Genomic DNA, 18432 nt, shown 5'->3' on the forward strand with positions numbered 1-18432 from the left:
GGGCTACACGGAGGCTGCTGCGGGGGCGGTTGTTTCAACCTGAACCGTCAGGTCCTCCAGCGGCGGCATCCAGGTTTCGGGTGCCGCCAGCACCTGTTCGCCGGTACGGATGTCCTTGACCTGGTGCGTGCCGTCCTCGTCGGTGAACCAGACGAACGGGATGCCCCGCCGGTCCGCGAACTTGATCTGCTTGCCGAACTTTTCTGCCTTGGCCGCCACTTCAGTGGGAATGCCCCTGCTGCGCAGGAGCGCGGCGACGTCCTGGGCGCCGCCCCAGCTGTCGTCGTGGTTCAGGGCCACCAGCACCGCCGTGGGAACCGAACGGGAGGCCTTGGCCAGGTCCTGGCTCAGGATCCGGGACACCAGACGGGTGACGCCGATGGACAGCCCGACGCCCGGGAACTTCCGGTTGCCCTTGGACGCCAGGGCGTCGTACCGGCCGCCGGAGCAGATGGACCCGAGTTGCTCGTGGCCCACCAGCACGGTCTCCACCACGGTGCCGGTGTAATAGTCCAGGCCGCGGGCGATGCTGAGGTCGGCCAGCACCTTGCCGGGAGCCCGCTGCACGGCGGCATCGATGACCTGTTCCAGTTCGTCCAGGCCTTCATCCAGGAGCTCGTTGGTGACGCCGAGGGCCCGGACCTGCGCCACGAAGGATGTGTCTTCCGTGCGGATGGCTGCCAGCTGCAGCGCCTTGGCGGCCTGGTCATCGGAAGCGCCCAGTTCGCTCTTCAGCAGTTCAGCCACCTTGGCGGGACCGATCTTTTCAAGCTTGTCGATGCTGCGCAGCACGCCTGCGGTGTCATCGAGGCCGATGCCGCGGTAGAAGCCCTCCGCGAGCTTGCGGTTGTTGATCCGGAGGCGGAAGTCGGGGATGGGCAGGGCGCTGAGGGCCTCGGCGATGACCAGTGCAATCTCAACGTCGTAACGGAACGGAAGCTCGCCGTCGCCCACCACATCGATGTCCGCCTGGGTGAACTCGCGGGCCCGGCCTTCCTGGGGCCGCTCGCCGCGCCACACCTTCTGGATCTGGTAGCGGCGGAACGGGAAGGCGAGGTAGCCGGCGTTTTCGACGACGTAGCGGGCAAACGGCACCGTCAGGTCAAAATGCAGGGCCAGCGCGTGGGGATCCGCTTTGCCGCCCTTCACCGGGTTGTCGCTCTCATCCTCCTGGAGCCGGCTGAGTCCGTACACTTCCTTGTCGATCTCGCCCTTGCGGAGCAACTGACCCACCGTCTCCACAGCCCGGGTTTCGATCGAGGCAAAACCATGGAGTTCAAAGACCCTGCGCAGGGTATCGAGCACATGCAGCTCCACCAGCCGCTCCTCTGGAAGCCACTCGGGGAATCCGGACAGGGAGGCGGTGCGTGCCATGGGGAAGGTTCTCCTTAGGGATGGAAGGCGCGGCGCACTGCCGGCCACACCGTTCAGAGACGGCGTACGGCGGCAGCACAGCCGGCCATGCATAAACTATGTGCGGCAGCCAGTTTATGCGTTCCTCCGTGTGCATCTCTAATACGGCGGACGGCACTGACTCGCCGCTGATTCCTGCGCGCCGCGGCCAACCGCGGCACACCCGCAGCCCGACGATGAGGAGGACCCTTGCCGGCCAGTTCACGCAGTGCCCGCGAAACGAAACGGCGCATCCTGCAAATGGAAGCCAAGCGTGACTTCCGGCGCGACCAGGAGAAGCGGCGCAAACGCGACAACCTCGTGGCCGCCGGCGCGGGAACCGCCGCCGTAGTGCTTGCCGTCGTCCTCCAACTCACGGCGTTCGCCGGGAACCCGACCGAGGACGAGTATGCCGCCGCCCAGGCAGGCCTGACGGAGCCATCCGCCTCGGCCAGCGCCTCCCCCACTCCATCCGCTGCGGCAACCAACGGGCCGAACATCCCGGCCGCAGACACCGCTGCGGGCAAGACGTTCACGGGCCAGCTGCTGCTGAACGGCAGCCCGCTCGGCGTGGAGGTGGATGGAACCAAGGCTCCGCAGGCCGCCGCGGTCTTCAAGTCGCTCAGCGACCAAGGCTATTTCAACGGCAAGACGTGCCACCGGCTCACCACCGCCGACCAGTTCGGCGTGCTGCAGTGCGGCTCACCCAATGGCGACGGCCAGGGCGACCCCAACTACACGTGGGGCCCGTTGGAAAACACCCCGGCGGACAACATGTACCCCGCCGGCACCATCGCCGTGGCCCGTACCGGCAACAACGCCTACGGCAACGGGACACAGTTCTTCATTGTCTACAAGGACACGGCAATTCCGGCAGACGCGGCAGGGGGCTATACCGCGGTGGGAAAGGTGACCTCGGGGCTTGATGTGGTGTCCAACATTGCTGCCGCCGGCGTCACGCCAGGCGCCAGCGACACGGACGGCGCACCAAAACAACCAGTCACGATAGACTCGTTTTCTCTGAAGTAGGAGCCGGGCCGGCAAGGCCGCGGTGCAGTACGTGAGTATTTCCCTCCAAGCGAAAGACTTTTAGCGGTGACAGACAGTCAGAAATCCGACGAAATAGCAACAGGCGTAACCGAACCAACGGCTCCGGCCGAGGACGCTGCCGATACTGCTGCACAGGCCGGGCAGGCACCTGCGGCCCCCGAAGCAACCGCTTCAGAGGAGGGCACTGCTGAAGAGAGCCCTGTCGACGAGGGCACTGTTGATGAGGGCTCTGTTGAGGAGGCCACTGCGCAGGACGCGGAAGACCAGTCCGCGGCAGCCCCTGCCGCGGAGCCGTCCGTGCCTGCTGCCGCAGCCGCTCCGGGGCCCCGGCCGTCAGCACCGTCGCCTGCTGCCTTTGCGTCGCGTCCCAAGCCCGCTGCCGCCGCTCCCGCCGCCGCACCGGTGCCCGCTGCTCCCAGCACATCTGTCGCCGAGGCCTCCAAGTGGGGCCGGGTGGAAGGGGACGGCCACGTCTACCTGAATATCGACGGCGGCGAGCACCCCGTGGGACAGTACCCCGGCGTGAGCGGCGATGAGGCGCTGATCTACTTTGCGCGAAAGTACGACGACGTCGTGGCGCAGATCGTCCTCCTCGAACAGCGCGTCAGCTCCAAGGCTCCCAGCACCGACATGCAGAAGACGGTAACGCACCTGCGTGAACAGCTCGCCGAACGGAACATGGTGGGCGACCTGCGGGCAGCCGAGGCGCGCCTGGACAAGCTCGCCGCCGAGATCACCGAGCTGGAGAAGGCAGAGAAAGCCGAGCACGATGCCGTGCGTGCATCCGAGCTTGCAGCGCGTGAGGCCATCGTCACCGAGGCAGAGCAGATTTCCGGCCAGGATCCCGCCCAGACGCAGTGGAAGACCTCCAGCGCCCGGATGAACGAGCTTTTCGAGAACTGGAAGGCAGCCCAGAAGAGCGGCGTGCGGCTGGGCCGCAGCAACGAGGACGCCCTCTGGAAGCGCTTCCGGGCCGCCCGCACCGTCTTCGACCGTCACCGCCGGGCTTATTTCTCCCAGCTGGACAGCAACAATTCCGCGGCCAAGGCTGCCAAGGAAAAGTTGATCGCTGAGGCCGAGGCGCTTTCCACGTCCACTGACTGGGGCTACGCCGCCGGCGAATACCGCCGCCTGATGGACCAGTGGAAGGCATCGCCGCGGGCAAGCCGCAAGGACGACGACGCGCTGTGGGCCCGGTTCCGCGCCGCGCAGGACGTCTTCTTCACCTCGCGCCAGGCTGCCAACGACGAAATTGACCAGGAATACGCCGCCAACCTTACGGTGAAGGAGGCGTTGCTGGCCGAGGCCAACGGCATCCTTCCGGTGAAGGACCTGGCAGCCGCCAAGAAGGCGCTCCAGTCCGTCCGTGACCGCTGGGAAGAGGCCGGCAAGGTACCCCGGGCGGACATGGGCCGGATCGAAGCCGGGCTCCGGAAGGTGGAAGACGCCGTCCGCCACGCCGAGGAAGAGCAGTGGCAGCGGTCCAACCCCGAACGCAAGGCACGCACCAACAGCGCACTCTCGCAGCTGGAGTCCGCCATTGCCGGGCTCCAGGAAGACCTTGCCAAGGCCGAAAAGAGCGGTGACCAGCGCAAGATCAATGCTGCCCGCGAGGCCCTCGAGGCGCGCCAGGCCTGGCTCGACCAGCTCCAGCGTTCCGCCAGCGAGCTGTCCTAAGCTCTTCTTGCGCTGAGCTTCTTTGGCTTGGGCTGAAGGACACAGGCCCGGTCCCGGTTATCCACATAACCGGACCGGGCCTGTGCCCGTTAACCACGGTCCGGGCAGGATAGGGGTATGGCCACACCACCAGCATCCCCAGCCGCCGGACCGGCAAGGGAACCCTCCGCTTCCGCACCGGGGCCGGGCTGCCCGGCAGGGGGAACAGAGGCGGCCGCGGCGCCACGCTTTCCCGAACTGTACGCACCCGGGGTCCCCTTCGCCGGTCCGGAACTCCAATCCCTGGCCGCCGACGGGCTGCTGGCCCGGTTCCACCAACACGGTTACACGCTTCCAGGGTTGCCGGCGTCCCCGCAGCTGCGGGCAAGGGCAGCCGCGGGCGCTGTGCCGGCGGCCATCCGGCAGCGGGTCGTGGCGGGGCGGATGACTGCGGCGTGGATCTATGGCTGCGCGGCGGAACCGGACAGGCTTGCGCTCCTGGTTGATGCCAAGCGGCGGGTATCCAGCCTGCGGAATACCCGCGGCTGCACGCTTCACGAAGTGAAGTTGGGGCCGTTCGATGTGATCAGCCTGGGCGGCCTGATGGTTTCCAGCCCCTTGCGGACCGCCCTTGACATCGCCCTGCACGTGGAACCGGAGCGTGCCGTGCCGGCCCTCGCCGGCTTGCTGGCGCGCCCGCAGCTGGACGTGCAGTTGCGGCTGCTGGTGCGGGCCATCGAAGCAACACCCAGAGTGCCCCACAAACGGGCTGCCCTGGAAAAGCTCGCCCTGTTAGCTCCTGCGTTTGTTGCCGGTGGTGCGGTAGACGTCGAAGACCCCGTCGATCCTGCGCACGGCGCTCAGGACGTGGCTGAGGTACTTGGGATCGCCCATCTCGAAAGCGAACTTTGAGATGGCCACCCGGTCCGTGGAGGTGTGGACACTGGCGGCGAGGATATTGACGTGGTTGTCGGAAAGGACCCGCGTCACGTCAGACAGCAGTGATTTGCGGTCCAGGGCCTCCACCTGGATTTCCACCAGGAAGACGCTCGACTGGGTTGGCGCCCAGTCCACGTCCACGATCCGGTCCGGCTGGTCCTTCAGGTCCGAGATATTGGTGCAGTCGGTGCGGTGCACGGAGACGCCGGATCCCCTGGTCACAAAGCCCAGGATCGGGTCCGGTGGAACGGGCGTGCAGCAGCGGGCCAGCTTCACCCAGACGTCGCCCACGCCGCGGACCACGACACCGGAGTCGGAGAAGCGGACCTTGCTGACCTGGGTGGGGATGCTGACCTCTTCGACGTCATCATCGGCACTCTCGTTGCCGCCCAGGCTTTCGATCAGCTTTTCCATGACCGACTGGGCAGATGTGTGCCCGTCGCCCACGCCGGCGTAGAGGCCGGAGATGTCCGCGTATTTGAAATCCTCGGCCACGGCGGCCAGGGCCTCGTGCGTCATCAGCCGCTGCAGTGGCAGGTTCTGTTTGCGCATGGCACGCGTCAACAGCTCCTTGCCGCGGTCAATGGCTTCTTCGCGGCGTTCCTTGCTGAACCACTGGCGGATCTTGTTGCGTGCCCTGGCACTCTTGACGAAATGCTGCCAGTCCTGGCTCGGTCCGGCCCCCTCGGCTTTGGACGTGAAGATCTCCACCCAGTCGCCGTGGTTCAGCTCGCTGTTGAGCGGGACCAGCTTGCCGTTGACCCGGGCGCCAATGGTGCGGTGGCCTACCTCCGTGTGCACGGCGTAAGCAAAGTCCACGGGCGTTGACCCTGCCGGCAGAGCCATGACTTCACCCTTGGGCGTGAAGACGAACACTTCGCGGGCGTTGATCTCGAAGCGCAACGAGTCCAGGAACTCGCCGGGATCCGAGGTTTCCTGCTGCCAGTCCACCAGGGAGCGCAGCCACCCCATGTCCCCGTCGCGGGGGCTTCCGGGGCCCACCGCCGTGCGGTTGGGCTGGTCCTTGTACTTCCAGTGGGCCGCCACGCCATACTCGGCCCGGCGGTGCATCTCGTGCGTGCGGATCTGGATCTCCACCGGTTTGCCGCCGGGGCCGATCACGGTGGTGTGCAGGGACTGGTACATGTTGAACTTGGGCATCGCGATGTAGTCCTTGAACCTGCCGGGCAGGGGGTTCCAGCGCGAATGCATGGTGCCCAGGGCGGCGTAGCAGTCCCGGACGGAGTCCACCAGGACACGGACACCCATGAGGTCGTTGATGTCGTCGAAGTCCTTGTCGCGGACAATCATCTTTTGGTAGATCGAGTAGTAGTGCTTGGGCCGGCCGGTAATCGTGGCTTTGATCTTGGCCGCGCGCAGGTCCTCGGTGATCTGGTCGCGGATGACGCCCAGGCTCTTCTCCCGCTCGGGGGTCCGGTCCCCCACCATCCTGACGATTTCCTCGTACACCTTGGGGTAGAGGGCCGCGAACGACAGGTCTTCGAGCTCCCACTTGATGGTGTTCATGCCCAGCCGGTGCGCCAGCGGGGCGAAGATTTCCAGGGTTTCACGGGCTTTGCGGGCAGACGATTCGGCTGATACGAAGCGCCAGGTACGGGCATTGTGGAGCCGGTCGGCCAGCTTGATCATGAGGACGCGGATGTCCTTGGCCATGGCCACGACCATCTTGCGGACCGTTTCCGACTGGGCGGCCTCGCCGAAGCTGACCTTGTCCAGTTTGGTCACGCCGTCCACCAGCATGGCCACTTCCGGCCCGAAGTCCCGCTTCAGGTCCGCGAGGGTGTACGGGGTGTCCTCGACGGTGTCGTGCAGCAGGGCCGCCGCCAGGGTGGTGCCGCTGAGGCCAAGCTCGGCGAGGATGGTGGCCACAGCCACCGGATGGGTAATGTACGGGTCGCCGCTCTTGCGCTTCTGTCCGCGATGGCTCCGCTCAGCTACGTCGAAGGCGCGCTGGATGAGGTCGAAGTCCTCTTTGGGATTGTTGGCCCGGACAGTGCGAAGCAGCGGCTCAAGGATGGGCGAATAGGTGGCTGCTCCACGACCGGTCAGCCGGGCAAGGCGGGACCGGGTGCGCTCCCTCCGGCCGGGAAACGTTGCGCGTGATCCCGAATTGTCGACAGGAACCAGGGACCCCGGGCGCGCGGAGGATGCCGCACCGGCTTGTACACCGGCAGGACTTTTTTCTTCCTCTGCCGTTGGCGCCGACGCCGAACGTTCTTCCAATGAAGCACCCCTCACCACCGTTTAATTACTCCAGTCTATTCCCCCGGGCAGCCACTTTTATAACCGGGCGCGGACAGCCGAAGGCCGGGCAACGCACAGTGTGCATTGCCCGGCCTTTGATGGAGTGACGAGGGCCTGTGGCTGGCCGGTCAGGCTTTAGCCGGCGATGCCGGAACTGCCCGTTCGGTTGAACCGGCACGCCGCTGCTGGACGCGCCGCGCCTGCTTGACCAGGTCCGGTTCGCCCTGGCGGAGCCAGGCGTACATCGGAGCTGCGACGAAGATGGTCGCGGCAGTGCCGATGAGGATCCCGACGAACAGGGCCAGGGACAGGTCGCGCAGCGTTCCGGCACCAAGGAGCCCTGCACCGATGAACAGGATGGCGCCCACGGGGAGGATTGCCACCATCATGGTGTTGATGGAACGCACCAGGGTCTGGTTGACGGCAAGGTTGACTTCCTCACCGAACGTCCGGCGCGTGGATGCGTCGATTCCGGTCGTGTTTTCCCGGATCTTGTCGAAGACCACCACGGTGTCGTACAGGGAGTAGCTCAGGACGGTCAGGAACCCGATGATGGCCGACGGTGTGACCTCGAAATCGCTGAGGGCATACACGCCGGCCGTGATGAACATGGTCACGGCCATGCCGGCAAGCGCGGAGAGGGACATCTTCCAGGTCCGGAAGTACAGGGCCATCAGCAGGGCCGCGAGCAGCACGAACACCACCAGGCCGATCAGCGCCTGCTTGGTCACGTCAGCACCCCAGGTGGGGCCAACGAACGTGGAGGTCACCTCGTTGTCGGTGACACCGTAGGCGCCGGTGAGGCCCTGCTTGATCCGAAGGGTCTCATCGTCGGTCAGCTTGTCCGTCTGGATGCGCATGGTGTTGCCGGCCACGTTCGCAACGCGCGGAACACTGCCGGCGACCACATCAGTTACCGCCTTTTCGCCGATGGTGGCGTCGGTGGTCTTGACGTTCGAAACCGTGAATTCGGAGCCGCCGCGGAATTCGATACCGAGGTTGAAGCCACCCTTGGCCACCGGGATGATGATGGACAGCGCCACTCCCACCGCCGCGATGATGAACCAGATCTTCTTTGCCCCTACAAAGTCGTAGGAACGCTTTCCGGTGTAGAGCTCGTTGCCGAACGTAGCGAAGCCTGACATTACTTGTTCTCCTTCGCGGAGGTCTTGGACGAGCCGGCCAGCTGTTCCTGCTTCTCTGCCAGGCGCCGTTCAGCGATGGTCATGCGGCGCTCGGCCTCGGCCGCTGCGCCGGTGTTCTTGGTGCGGACCACCACGGGCTTGTCCTCGGGAGTGCGGACCCGGCCCGCGCCGCGGTACAGCGGCACGGCGCCCAGCCGTTCGGGATCCAGGCCGGAGAACTTGTGGCCTTCACCGAAGAACCGGGTGCGTGCCAGCAGCTGCAGCGTGGGGTGGGTGAACATAAACACCACGATGAGGTCGGCGATGGCCGTCAGGCCCAGCGTGAACGCAAAGCCACGGACGTTGCCCACGGCCACGAAGTACAGGACCAGGGCGGCCAGGAGGTTGACGGCCTTGGAGGCAAGGACCGTGCGCTTGGCGCGCTTCCAGCCGTTTTCGACGGCGGACACCAGGCCGCGCCCTTCGCGCAGTTCGTCGCGGATGCGCTCGAAGTAGACGATGAAGGAGTCGGCGGTCTGGCCGATGGCCACGATGATGCCTGCAACACCTGCCAGGGACAGCCGGTAGTTCTCCGTCCAGCCCAGGATCGCGATGGCCAGGTACGTCAGGGCACCAGCCACCACCAGAGAGGCAATGGTAACGAAGCCCAGGGCGCGGTACTGGAACAGCGAGTAGACCACCACGAGCAGGAGCCCGATCAGGCCGGCCAGCAGGCCCATGCGCAGCTGTTCACCACCGAGCGTGGCGGAGATCTGCTGCTCGCTCTGGATGTCGAAGCTGATGGGAAGGGCGCCGAACTTCAACTGGTCGGACAGCGCCTTGGCGGTCTGCTCGGTGAAGCCGCCGGTGATCTGCGGACGTCCGTCGGTGATGACAGCCAGTGACCTCGGGGCGGAGATGACCTGGTCGTCCAGCACAATGGCGAACTGGGACTTGGGGTCGGTGCCGGACTCGCCGCCGGCGGCCACGTAGAACTGGTTGAGGCGCTCGGTGACGGATTTGAACTTGGCCGTGCCTTCGGCGTCGAACTGGATGTTGACGGCCCAGTCATTGGTCACGGCGCCCTGCGCACCCTGCTGAAGCTGGAAGGACGAGGTGACGATGTTGCTGCCCTTCACCTCCACGGGACCCAGGATGTACTTGATGGCAGGCGACTTGTCGGTGGCAGGTTCGCAGGTCACCAGCGGCTTGGTGGGATCTGACCGCTTGGATTTCTCGGCCGCGGGGCTGTTGCAGTCCAGCGCCTCGAACTGCTTGTAGATCTCTGGAGTGATCCAGTTCGTGTCACTGCTGTTGGCCGGCTCTGCTGTCGGTTTGGGCAGCTGGTCCTCCGGCGTTTGCGACTCCGGCGGCACTGGGGCGCCGTCGCCGTTGAGGAGGACGGGGCGGAAGTTCATATCCGCGGAGGCCTGGATCAGGTTCCGGGTCTCGGCGGAGGGCGTGCCGGGAAGGCTGACCACCACGTTGCGCCCGGACTGGGTGCTGATTTCCGCTTCGGAGACGCCGGAGCCGTCAACGCGCTGCCGGATGATCGCCACGGCCTGGTTGAGCTGCTGTTCGTTGATGTCCGAACCGCCCTCCACCTTCGGCGCCAGGATCATCTGGGTGCCGCCCTCAAGGTCCAGGGCCAGTTTGGGTGCCCAGCTGGCGTGCCCGGCGACGGTGCCGCCGGCCAGGACGGCTGTCAGCGCTGCCAGGAGTACGCCAAGCCAGACCAGGACGCGGAGCCCTGGTTTCTTGCGGCCAGTTCGTGCCATTGTCGATCTTTCTCTTATTCGCGGAAGAACCGCCGGCGCGGGTTGTTACCTGCGCCGGCGGTGGTCCGCAGCGGTAGAGGGAGGAAAGGGGCCAGCGGGCCTAGCTGTCCTTCTTGCCCTCGTCGTTGGGGCGCTTCAGGGTTTCTTCCGGAGTCTCAGTGCCCGTTGCAGTGCTCCCGGCTTCCGGCGTGGTCAGTGAGGATGCGTCATCCGGCACCACCGGCGAAGCAGCGGCGGGCTCGGCAATGGCTTCCGCGGCGGGCTCGACGACCTTGGTGACTGCCTGGCGGTGCACGGTGGCCAGGTTGCCGGGGGAAAGTTCAAGGGTGACCTTGTTATCGGCGTCATCGATGTCCACGATCCGGCCGAAAAGGCCAAAGCTGGTCATGACCTCCACGCCCGGGGCGAACTTCGACTGGAGCTCTGCCTGCTGCTGCTGCGTCTTCTTGTTGCGGCGGAACATCATGAAGATGAACACGCCGAGCATGACGAACAGGAGAATTGACATTGGATCCAAGGGGGAATTCCGTTCTTTTGCGTGGTGCTGCTGGTTTTCCAGCGACGTGGGCTTCGCTTCAGCCGGGGCGGTTGCTGGCACAGGCAGAACGCCTGACATTTCCTTCCCCAAGCGACGGGGGCGTCAGGGCCACCCGCGAAACAAAGACCCGAACGTGCCGGGCGTCATACCAGTCTAAAGGGAAAAGCTGAACGGAGCCTGCTATTGGCTCTCCGGGGCCCAGTCCCCCGCCGCCGCGGCGTCCCCGCCGGGCTCGAAAAGGTCCAGCTGCTCCTGGGCGAAGACACCGGATGGAATGGCGTAGCCCAGATGCGTCCACGCCGGCGCCATGGCAATCCTTCCGCGGGGTGTACGGCCCAGCAGGCCTTCCCGGACCAGGAAGGGTTCGGCCACGGTTTCCACCGTTTCGGTTTCCTCGCCAACAGCAATGGCCAGGGTGGACAGGCCGACGGGGCCTCCGCCGAATTTGGTGATGAGGGCATCGAGGACAGCACGGTCCAGCCGGTCCAGGCCTTTCTTGTCCACTTCGTACATGTCAAGGGCGGCGGACGCAGCCCTGGCATCGATTTGTTCGACACCGTGCACCAGCGCCCAGTCCCGGACCCGGCGCAGCAGGCGGTTGGCGATACGGGGGGTCCCCCGTGAACGGCCGGCGATTTCAGCGAAGCCGGCGGAGTTGACCTTCAGGTCCAGCAGCCCGGCTGAACGGCGCAGGACCAGTTCCAGTTCCGGAACGGAGTAGAACTCGAGGTGCCCGGTGAAGCCGAACCGGTCGCGCAGTGGGCCCGGAAGCAGCCCGGCGCGAGTGGTGGCGCCCACCAGGGTGAACGGCGGCAGCTCCAGTGGAATGGCGGTGGCGCCGGCGCCCTTGCCCACGACGATGTCGACGCGGAAGTCCTCCATGGCCATGTACAGCATTTCCTCGGCGGGCCGGGACATGCGGTGGATCTCGTCGAGGAACAGGACCTCGCCCTCGGACAGCGAGGACAGGATGGCCGCAAGGTCGCCCGCGTGTTGGATGGCGGGCCCGCTGCTGAGGCGCAGCGGAGCGTTCATTTCCGCCGCCACGATCATGGCGAGGGTGGTTTTGCCGAGGCCCGGCGGCCCGGAAAACAGCACGTGGTCCGCCGTGCGCCCCCGCATCCTGGAGGCCTGGAGCACGAGCGAAAGCTGCTTGCGCACCCGGTGCTGGCCCACGAAATCGTCAAGGTTCTTCGGCCGGAGCGCCGCCTCGATGGCCCGCTCCTCCGGCTCCTCCCCCGCGGCAACCAATGAAGGTTCAGCCACGGCTGCCTACGCGGTTGCCGGCGCGGGCGCCGTCCTGCCCCAGCCACCGGAGGGTGGTGCGGAGGATTTCGGCCACATTGCCGCGGAAGGACACTTCCGGCTCGTCAGCCAGGGCTTTGTCGATGCTGGCGGAGGCATCCTTCTCGGACCAGCCCAGGCTGGTCATGGCGGCCACCACCTGGGGCTTCCATGCGGCCTCGGCAGGGGTGGCGGCGCCGGCGGGTGCGGCGGTTCCGTGCGGTACCAGCTTTCCGGCCAGCTCCAGCACGATCCGGCCCGCGACCTTGGGCCCGATGCCGGGAACCTTGGTGAAGGTCTTGCTGTCCTCCGTATGGGCCGCAACCCGGATTGCTTCGGGGTCGTGGACCGCCAGGACTGCGAGGGCAAGACGGGGGCCGACCCCGCTGACACTCAGCAGGACGTCGAAAACTTCACGTTCGTCGTCGGATGCAAAACCAAAAAGGGTGAGCGAATCCTCCCGGACAATCAGGGACGTAAACAGCTTGCCCTCTTCCCCCACGCGCAGCCGGCTCAGGGTCTGCGGGGTGGCGTTGACGCTCATCCCGGCACCGTTGAGGTCAATCACGGCCGTTGACAGGCCAACGTGCGCTACGGTTCCGCGGAGGAAACTGATCAAGGCCGGGCTCCCGTTGTACTGCGGGCCTCCACAGTGGGAGCCCGGCTATCCGAACATATCTACGAATACCCTAGCAAGCGGCAGGGACAATCAGCGTGCACGGCGCGCTTTCGCCTCTGCGTCCGCCCATGCCCGCTGGGCCGGCGTCAGGGAGGAGCTCCCGGGACCGGTAGTGGCCACGGCCGCGCCGCTCCCGGCCCGCCACGCATGGGTGATGGCCAGCGCCAGCGCATCGGCAGCGTCGGCAGGACGCGGCGGAGCGTCAAGGCGGAGGATCTTGGTCACCAGTTTGGTCACGGCGTCCTTGTTCGAGGACCCGCTTCCGGTCACCGCGGCTTTAACTTCCGACGGCGTATGCAGCGCCACCGGGATTCCCCGGCGGGCCGCCGCCGCGATCACCACGCCGGACGCCTGAGCGACGCCCATCACCGTGCTGACGTTGAGCTGCGAGAAGACGCGCTCAACGGCGAGGACCTCGGGCTCGTAACGGTCCAGCCACTCGTCGATGGACGTGGCGATCACAAGCAGGCGGCGGTCAAGGGTCTCGTCCGGCGATGTGCCGACAACCCCTACCGCCACCATGCTGGCCCGGCGGTTGCGTTCCACATCCACCACGCCGATGCCGCAGCGGGTCAGGCCAGGGTCAACGCCAAGGACGCGGAGCGTCACTTCTGCCCCGCTGCGGGCGGCAGGCCCGGCTGGAGCTCCCGCTGCGGTCTAGCTGGCAAGGCCGGACGTCACTCTGATTCCAGGGCGGCCTGGACTTCGTCGCTGAGGTCGGCGTTGCTGTACACGTTCTGGACGTCGTCAAGGTCCTCAAGCGCGTCCGCCAGCTTCAGGAACTTGCGGGCGCCATCGACGTCGAGTTCCACCTGCATGGAGGGCACGAATTCAACTTCGTCCGTGTCGTACTCAATGCCGGCTTCCGCCAGGGCCTCCCGGATGGCCTGCAGATCGCCGGGTTCCGAGTGGATCTCGAAGGTCTCGCCGTTGTCCTTGACTTCCTCCGCGCCCGCATCCAGGACGGCCATCAGGACGTCGTCCTCACTCAGGCCGTTCTTGGGCAGGTTGACCACGCCCTTGCGGGTGAAGAGGTAGCTCACGGAACCGGGGTCGGCGATGGTGCCCCCGTTGCGGGAGATGGCCAGGCGGACTTCGGATGCTGCCCGGTTCTTGTTGTCCGTGAGGCACTCGATCAGCAGGGCCGAGCCCTGGGGGCCGCGGGCCTCGTACATGATCTCGGTGTAGTCCACCACTTCGCCGGTCAGGCCGGCGCCGCGCTTGATGGCGCGGTCGATGTTGTCGTTGGGAACCGAGGTCTTCTTGGCCTTGGTCACGGCAAGTTCCAGGCCGGGGTTGCCGGCGAGGTCCGGTCCGCCCATCCGGGCGGCAACTTCGATGTTCTTGATCAGCTTGGCGAACGACTTTGCGCGGCGACTGTCAATGATCGCCTTTTTGTGCTTGGTCGTTGCCCATTTGGAGTGGCCTGACATGCTTTACGCTTCTCCTCTGATCATTCGGATAAAAAGTTCGTGTACGCGTTTCTCGCCGGTCACTTCCGGATGGAAGGAGGTGGCCAGCAGCTGGCCGGAACGCACTGCGACAATTCTAGCCGCCCCGGGCAGCGGTACGGCGTGTGACGCCTGTGCGGGATCTGCCGGTTCCACCTGGGCCAGGACCTTCACGTCCGGTCCCACACGTTCCACCCAGGGCCCGCGGATGAAGACGGCGTGCACAGGTTCCACGCCCGATTCGGAGGCGCTGAAGTCCAGCCCTTTAAAGTCCAGGTCGGTTTCGAAGGATTCGCGCTGGCGGCCGAAGGCGTTCCGGCGGACGGTGATGTCCAGGCCGCCGAACGTTTGCTGGGGGGCGCCGGACAGGTCGGTAGCCGGATCGGCGATGTCCTCCGCGAGCAGGATCATTCCCGCGCAGGAGCCATACACGGGCAGGCCCTCGGCGATGTACTTGCGCAGCGGGTCGGCAAGGTCGAAGGCCCGCGCCAGTTTGTCGATGGCCGTGGATTCGCCGCCGGGAATGATGAGGCCGTCCAGGCCATCGAGCTCCTCCGGGCGGCGGACGGCAACGCCCTGCGCGCCGGTGGCCTCCGCGGCACGCAGGTGCTCACGAAAGTCTCCCTGGAGGGCCAGGACACCGATCCGCAGGCCTGAGCCCACGCGCGCAGGATCAGCAGAAGGGGGGTTTGTCATCCCTCCAGCATACGGCCCCGGCCCTCCATCCGGCGCGGCAAGGCCGGGGCGGGCAAAGGTTGCATGCCCCTGCTGGGATATATTCGAAACATGGTCTTCTTCAGTGTTCCGCTCGGCAAGCTGGTCCGCAGGGTATCCCGGCTGCGGGGCGGCGGGTCCGCACTTCCGGGCTTGGTGGTCGAGAAAATCGATCCCGGCTTCATGCGGCGGACGCTCACTACCCTGCCCCACGGCGTGGCCGTGGTCAGCGGCACCAACGGAAAGACCACCACCACCAAAATGGTGGTCGAACTCCTGGAAAGCCAGGGCCTGAAGGTCTTCACCAACCGGACCGGCAGCAACTTCACGCGGGGCGTGGCAGCCGCCCTCCTGGGCGAGGTGGACTGGCGCGGCAGGCTGGACGCGGACGTTGCCATCCTGGAACTCGATGAGGCCCACGCCGTCCATTTCGTGAACAGCGTTCCGCCCCGGTATTGCCTGCTGCTGAATGTGCTTCGCGACCAGCTGGACCGCTTCGGCGAAATCGACAAGACCGCACAGCTCCTGCAGCACATCGCCGCCAAAACCACGGGGACGGTGGTCCTGAACCGCGAGGACCCGCGGGTTGCGCGGATCGCGGACACGCTGACGGGACAGGACGTCAGGTACTTCGGCCTGGACGATTCCCTGCTGGGCACCTTCCCGAACGATGACGACATGCGTGCCGCTCCCGGCAGCCCCGCCCCGGCGGGCCTGCCCGCAAAGCCGCAGGCCGACGTCGTCCTCCGCAAGGTGGGCGCAGACAGCGCCGAATTTGAGTACGACGGCGGCACGGTCACCACGGCGATGAAGCTGCGCGGCGTCTACAACATCTTCAATGCAGCCGCTGCGCTCACCCTCGCCCGCAGCATATGCGGCGGCGGCGCCGCCACCGCGAACCACGAGACCCTGCTGCAGGCGCTGTCCCAGGTGGCCCCTGCCTTCGGCCGCGGCGAAAGCCTCACGGTGGACGGCCAACCCCTGGACCTGGTGCTGGTCAAAAACCCCAGCGGCTTCCGGCTGGGACTGAAATCCTTCCCCGCTGCCGGCTACGCCACCATGATCGCCATCAACGACAACTACGCCGACGGCCGGGACATGTCCTGGCTGTGGGATGTGGAATTCGATTCGCTTCGCGAGGACGGGGTGGAGGTGCTGACCGGGTCGCGCGCCTACGACATGGCGCTGCGGCTGCAGTACGACGAAGTACCCGTTGGCGCCGTGGACACCGATATTCCGGCCGCCCTTGCCGCCTTCATCCGGGAAGGGCAGGGCAAACCCAAGCGGATCTTCTGCACCTACACCGCCATGCTTGCCATCCGCCGCGAGCTGTCCAAAATCACCACCGTGGAGGTTGTCTCGTGAGTCCGGCAGAAGCAGCGGAAGCTGGCGACCAGTCCAAGGGCACCCTCCGGGTGGTCCAGCTGTACCCGCGGGACATGAACATCTATGGCGACTGGGGCAATGCCCTGGTCCTGCAGCGCCGCATTCAATGGCACGGGTACACCCCCGAACTGCTGGAGTACAACGTGGGCGATCCCTTTCCCGAAGACGTGGACATCATTGTGGGCGGAGGCGGCCAGGACAGTGGCCAGCTGGTCATTCAGGACGACCTGCAGGCCCGGGCCGGCCAGCTTAAGGAGTTGGCCGAGGACGGCGCACCCATGCTGGTCATCTGCGGCCTCTACCAGCTTTTTGGCCGGTTCTTCAAGACGCGGACGGGTACTGTCATCCCGGGAATCGGCGTCCTGGACGTGGAAACCCATGGCACCGATGAACGCCTGATCGGCAACGTGAAGGTCTCAACCACCGAGTTCGGCGAAGTCCTCGGTTACGAGAACCACAGCGGCCAGACCACTCTGGGCAACGGTGTGCGGCCGCTCGGGACGGTGGCCAAGGGAACGGGCAACAACAGCAACGACGGCCATGAGGGGGCGCGGTACCGAAACATCGTTGCCAGCTACCTGCACGGCTCGCTGCTTCCCAAGAACCCGGCCATTGCCGATTACCTCATCCGCACGGCCGCAGAGCGCAAGTTCGGCAGCTTCTCCCCCGGTACCCCCGACGACGCCTACGCGGTCCTGGCACGGGAGCACGCCGCCCGCCGGCCCCGCTGAACTGCGATCGCCTGAATCACCGCCACTGGAAGTACTCCCGGTGGATGTTGAGCCTGCGGACACCCGCTGCCCGGAAGGCTTTACGGAACTGCCGGAGCATGGCGTCGGGCCCACCCATGAAAACTGACAGCAGGCGCGGCTCGGTGCCCACCGCGGCCATAACCGCGGCCGGGGTCAGCCGCCCGTCCCTTTCGGTGTCCACCACATGGACCTTGAGCCGCGGGTGGTTCCTGGCGATGGTGGTGATTTCATCGGCAAAAGGCGAAGGGCCAGCGGAGGTAACAAAGAAGTCGACATCTTCCTGCAGCCCGCTGCCCGGGTCTGCGTCCAGCGACCGCAGCCAGCTGAGGAAGGGCGTGATTCCCAGACGCCGGCGATCCAGACCTGGTGGGCAGTGCCCTTGTGCCGGTCAAAGCGGCCGTAGGGGCCGCCCACCACGGCCGGCATGCCTGGCTGGACCACGTCGGGAAGCCTGGTGGTGTGGTCCCCCAGCGCCTTGACCGTAATGCTGATGCCGCCCTCCTGTGCGGGCCCGGAAATGGAAAAGGGGTGCCGCTGCCAGCCATCCGCCGTTTCGAGGTAAACCATGGCGAACTGGCCGGGTTTGAAAGCCAGGGGGCGGCCCAGGGGACGGAGTGCCACCTCCACCAGGTCCGCCGCAACCGGGCGGACTCCTGCAACCTGGTAGTCGTGATGGGGCAGGAAACGGCGCGCCAGCAGCTCCCGGTAAACGTAGAACGCCAGCCCCGTTCCGCCGATGGCCACATAGCTCCACCGCAGGACGGGCGCCGCTTCAAACGCACTGGCATCGAGCAGTCCGTGCAGGAAGCCGGCAGCCACGAACAAGCCTGTGAGTCGGTGGAAGCCGCGCCAGCGCTCATAGCCACCCAGCAGACGCACCACCAGGCGGACCCCCTTTGTCTGCAGGGCGGCGTGCACCATGCGGCGGACGGGCGCCGGCAGCATGGTCCGCCAGCGCGGCAGCACCGCCCACACCACCAGTGCGGCAAGTCCCGAAATGGCGACCACTGCCAGTGTTTTTCCCACGCTGGTTGCCTCCGGGTTGGACGCAAGTTCTATATGCGGCAGCAACAGGACGGTTGCCGTCACGGCGGCCCTGCGGTGCCAGATCGCGGCGTGGTCAATGCCGCCGAACACCGGCTCAACGTGCGGGAGTGTGCTGACCAGGACAAGTGCGATGGAATACAGCAGCACGGACTCCCCGCCGAACAGCTGGCCGACGTGCCTGAGGACCGGTTCGCCCGGCGGCCGCGCCAGATACCAAAAAATGCCATAAGCCGCCGCCAGGACCGTGACAGCGCCGGGCCCCACCCACCGGAACGGGACGCCCAGGAAGGCGGCTGCCGGCGTCGTGCGTCGTTTACTCATGGACCATGGCCCCTTCGTCACTGCCGAACCCGTACGCGCGCCCAGCGGGACGCGCA

Annotated in this window: 17 protein-coding genes; 5 read left to right on the forward strand and 12 right to left on the reverse strand. The window is 66.2% G+C overall.

Going from position 1 to position 18432, the window contains the following annotated elements:
• Nucleotides 1-3: 3 nt before the first annotated feature.
• A complete protein-coding gene (gene hisS, locus ACWRN3_RS04325; protein ID WP_476739949.1) occupies nt 4-1374 on the reverse strand; it encodes a histidine--tRNA ligase in 1371 nt (456 codons plus the stop codon).
• A gap of 228 nt (nt 1375-1602) precedes the next feature.
• On the opposite strand from hisS, the gene ACWRN3_RS04330 reads away from it, so the two are divergent.
• The 3 genes from ACWRN3_RS04330 (at nt 1603) to ACWRN3_RS04340 (ending at nt 5010) form a co-directional block, all read left to right on the forward strand.
• On the forward strand, nt 1603-2421 hold the full coding sequence (locus ACWRN3_RS04330) for a peptidylprolyl isomerase (RefSeq protein ID WP_476739950.1): 819 nt from the start codon (nt 1603-1605) through the stop codon (nt 2419-2421).
• A 66-nt stretch (nt 2422-2487) separates the two neighbouring features.
• Nucleotides 2488-4119, forward strand: coding sequence for a DUF349 domain-containing protein (locus tag ACWRN3_RS04335; RefSeq protein WP_476739951.1), 1632 nt, complete (start codon nt 2488-2490; stop codon nt 4117-4119).
• A 117-nt stretch (nt 4120-4236) separates the two neighbouring features.
• Nucleotides 4237-5010 carry a hypothetical protein gene (locus tag ACWRN3_RS04340; RefSeq protein ID WP_476739952.1) on the forward strand — a complete coding sequence of 258 codons (774 nt, stop codon included), beginning with the start codon at nt 4237-4239 and terminating at the stop codon, nt 5008-5010.
• Here ACWRN3_RS04340 and ACWRN3_RS04345 read toward each other — a convergent pair.
• The 9 genes from ACWRN3_RS04345 to pdxT form a co-directional block, all read right to left on the reverse strand.
• A complete protein-coding gene (locus tag ACWRN3_RS04345) occupies nt 4891-7281 on the reverse strand; it encodes a RelA/SpoT family protein (RefSeq protein ID WP_324642075.1) in 2391 nt (796 codons plus the stop codon). The two genes, ACWRN3_RS04340 and ACWRN3_RS04345, sit on opposite strands and share 120 nt — an antisense overlap.
• A gap of 149 nt (nt 7282-7430) precedes the next feature.
• Complete coding sequence (gene secF, locus ACWRN3_RS04350; protein WP_324642076.1) at nt 7431-8447, reverse strand: protein translocase subunit SecF; 1017 nt, start codon at nt 8445-8447, stop codon at nt 7431-7433.
• Nucleotides 8447-10204 carry a protein translocase subunit SecD gene (gene secD / locus ACWRN3_RS04355; protein WP_476739953.1) on the reverse strand — a complete coding sequence of 586 codons (1758 nt, stop codon included), beginning with the start codon at nt 10202-10204 and terminating at the stop codon, nt 8447-8449. The genes secF and secD overlap by 1 nt, the downstream gene beginning before the upstream one ends.
• A gap of 100 nt (nt 10205-10304) precedes the next feature.
• The gene (gene yajC / locus ACWRN3_RS04360) at nt 10305-10712 is read right to left on the reverse strand and encodes a preprotein translocase subunit YajC (RefSeq protein WP_476739954.1); all 408 of its coding nucleotides are present in this window, start codon (nt 10710-10712) and stop codon (nt 10305-10307) included.
• Nucleotides 10713-10922: 210 nt separating this feature from the next.
• Nucleotides 10923-12008, reverse strand: coding sequence for a Holliday junction branch migration DNA helicase RuvB (gene ruvB / locus ACWRN3_RS04365; RefSeq protein WP_324642080.1), 1086 nt, complete (start codon nt 12006-12008; stop codon nt 10923-10925).
• A complete protein-coding gene (ruvA, locus tag ACWRN3_RS04370; RefSeq protein WP_159631891.1) occupies nt 12001-12645 on the reverse strand; it encodes a Holliday junction branch migration protein RuvA in 645 nt (214 codons plus the stop codon). Before ruvA ends, ruvB begins: the two co-directional genes overlap by 8 nt.
• Nucleotides 12646-12735: 90 nt before the next feature.
• Nucleotides 12736-13314 carry a crossover junction endodeoxyribonuclease RuvC gene (ruvC, locus tag ACWRN3_RS04375; RefSeq protein WP_255172336.1) on the reverse strand — a complete coding sequence of 193 codons (579 nt, stop codon included), beginning with the start codon at nt 13312-13314 and terminating at the stop codon, nt 12736-12738.
• A gap of 68 nt (nt 13315-13382) precedes the next feature.
• Nucleotides 13383-14138 carry a YebC/PmpR family DNA-binding transcriptional regulator gene (locus ACWRN3_RS04380; RefSeq protein WP_159631889.1) on the reverse strand — a complete coding sequence of 252 codons (756 nt, stop codon included), beginning with the start codon at nt 14136-14138 and terminating at the stop codon, nt 13383-13385.
• A gap of 3 nt (nt 14139-14141) precedes the next feature.
• Nucleotides 14142-14852 carry a pyridoxal 5'-phosphate synthase glutaminase subunit PdxT gene (pdxT, locus tag ACWRN3_RS04385; RefSeq protein ID WP_476739955.1) on the reverse strand — a complete coding sequence of 237 codons (711 nt, stop codon included), beginning with the start codon at nt 14850-14852 and terminating at the stop codon, nt 14142-14144.
• A gap of 90 nt (nt 14853-14942) precedes the next feature.
• On the opposite strand from pdxT, the gene ACWRN3_RS04390 reads away from it, so the two are divergent.
• A complete protein-coding gene (locus ACWRN3_RS04390; RefSeq protein ID WP_476739956.1) occupies nt 14943-16235 on the forward strand; it encodes a MurT ligase domain-containing protein in 1293 nt (430 codons plus the stop codon).
• Entirely contained in the window at nt 16232-16987 is a 756-nt protein-coding gene (locus ACWRN3_RS04395) for a type 1 glutamine amidotransferase (protein ID WP_255172339.1), read from the forward strand. The genes ACWRN3_RS04390 and ACWRN3_RS04395 overlap by 4 nt, the downstream gene beginning before the upstream one ends.
• 16 nt (nt 16988-17003) lie before the next feature.
• Here ACWRN3_RS04395 and ACWRN3_RS04400 read toward each other — a convergent pair whose 3' ends face one another.
• Together ACWRN3_RS04400 and ACWRN3_RS04405 are read right to left on the reverse strand one after the other, a co-directional pair.
• Nucleotides 17004-17189: a hypothetical protein gene (locus tag ACWRN3_RS04400; RefSeq protein WP_476739957.1), complete on the reverse strand. Its 186-nt coding sequence runs from the start codon at nt 17187-17189 to the stop codon at nt 17004-17006.
• Nucleotides 17162-18376 carry a ferric reductase-like transmembrane domain-containing protein gene (locus ACWRN3_RS04405; protein WP_476739958.1) on the reverse strand — a complete coding sequence of 405 codons (1215 nt, stop codon included), beginning with the start codon at nt 18374-18376 and terminating at the stop codon, nt 17162-17164. The genes ACWRN3_RS04400 and ACWRN3_RS04405 overlap by 28 nt, the downstream gene beginning before the upstream one ends.
• Nucleotides 18377-18432 lie beyond the last annotated feature (56 nt).

This window comes from Pseudarthrobacter sp. rb, assembly GCF_056389225.1.